Here is a 1731-nt window from a genome sequence, read left to right on the forward strand (position 1 = left end):
CTGGCTTGCCGGCGATAGCGGTGTTGACCGACTCACCGCTATCGCAGGCAAGCCAGCTCCCACATGTTCACTACGTTCAGTCAGGGCTTGTTGGGAATGCCGTACTTGCGCAGGCGATGGGCGATGGCGGTGTGCGAGGTTTGCAGGCGGCTGGCCAATTGGCGGGTCGAGGGGTAGCTGGTATAGAGCTTTTCCAGCAACCCGCGCTCGAAATCTTCCACCGCTTGCTCGAGGCTGTCGACTTCACCATCGCTTTGGCGGGCGACCGAGGTGCCGGCGATGTCCAGGTCGCCGATATCCACCAGGCTGCTTTCGCAGATGGCCGCGGCGCGGAAGATCACGTTCTGCAACTGGCGCACATTGCCCGGCCAGCGGTTGCCCAGCAGAGCGGGATAAGTGCCGGGTGCCAGGCGGCACACCGGGCGCTGGATCTGCGCGCAGGCCTGCTGCATGAAGTAGCGCGCCAGCAGCAGGATGTCCTGGCCGCGTTCGCGCAGCGGCGGCACTTCGACGTTGAGCACGTTGAGGCGGTAGAACAGGTCTTCGCGGAAGGTACCTTCGCTGACCATCTTTTCCAGGTCGCGGTGGGTCGCGCTGAGAATGCGCACATTGACCTTCACTTCGCGGTCGCCGCCGACCCGACGGAAGCTGCCGTCGTTGAGAAAACGCAGCAGCTTGGCCTGCAGGTATGGCGACATTTCGCCGATTTCATCCAGGAACACCGTGCCCTGGTTGGCCAGCTCCATCAGCCCCGGCTTGCCGCCGCGCTGCGCACCGGTGAACGCGCCGGGGGCGTAGCCGAACAGTTCACTCTCGGCGAGGTTCTCCGGCAGCGCCGCGCAGTTCAGCGCCAAAAACGGTGCACTGTGCCGCGCGCTGATGGCGTGGCAGGCCCGCGCCACCAGCTCCTTGCCGGTGCCGGTTTCGCCCTGGATCAGCAGCGGTGCATCCAGCGCCGCCACCCGTTGTGCGCGTGCCTTGAGCGTACGGATCACCGGCGACTCGCCCAGCAGCGCATCAAAACCCTCGGCGTGGTCGTGGTGCAGCGCCGACAGTTGTTCACCGATGCGGTTGGGCTGATAGAGGGTGAGCAGGGCGCCGGCGTCGGTGATCGGCGTGGCGTCGAGCAGCAAGGTCTGGCCGTTGACGCTGATCTCGCGCAGCGGCAGGCGGAAGCCATGTTCCAGCAAGGTGTCGAGCAGCGACGGGTCATTGAACAGCTCGGCGATGCTTTCCCCGGCCGGTTCGCGACCGTACAGCGCGATCAACGCCGGGTTGGCCAGCAGGATCTTGCCCGCGCTGTCCAGCGCCAGTACCGGGTCGGTCATGGCCGCCAGCAGGGCGTCGAGTTGCAAGTGGCGGCGTTGGCCGGGAAGGATGTCCACCACGGTCACTGCCTGCACGCCATGCACGCTGAATAGCGCGTCACGCAGCTCTTCAAGCACCTCGGCGCTGAGGGTCGGCGCATCGATGTACACGTTGGGCGGGACCATCTCCACGGCATCCAGGTTGAGGTTGCGCCCACCGAGCAAGGCCAGGACTTCCTGGGTGATACCGACGCGGTCGATGAAGCTGACGTGGATACGCATGGGGTTGTTTTTGGTTCTGGCGAGCGAGAGGTGGCAAGTATGCCTGACCAGTGATGGAGATCAAAAATGTGGGAGCTGGCTTGCCTGCGATAGCGGTGGATCAGTCAATTAAGGTATCGCCTGTCAGACCGCTATCGGAGGC

At 64.5% G+C, this 1731-nt stretch carries 1 protein-coding gene; it reads right to left on the bottom strand.

Annotation, left to right across the window (positions count from 1 at the left end):
- Positions 1–80: 80 nt before the first annotated feature.
- On the bottom strand, positions 81–1589 hold the full coding sequence (locus QMX97_RS31975) for a sigma-54-dependent transcriptional regulator (protein WP_282398236.1): 1509 nt from the start codon (positions 1587–1589) through the stop codon (positions 81–83).
- Positions 1590–1731 lie beyond the last annotated feature (142 nt).

It is taken from the genome of Pseudomonas sp. PS01298 (assembly GCF_029959745.1).
GTDB classification, from domain to species: domain Bacteria; phylum Pseudomonadota; class Gammaproteobacteria; order Pseudomonadales; family Pseudomonadaceae; genus Aquipseudomonas; species Aquipseudomonas aylmerensis.

Bases quoted from the DNA above. Each gene is read 5' to 3' on its own strand.
- QMX97_RS31975 (WP_282398236.1), bottom strand. From the start codon at position 1,589: ATGCGTATCCACGTCAGCTTCATCGACCGCGTCGGTATCACCCAGGAA.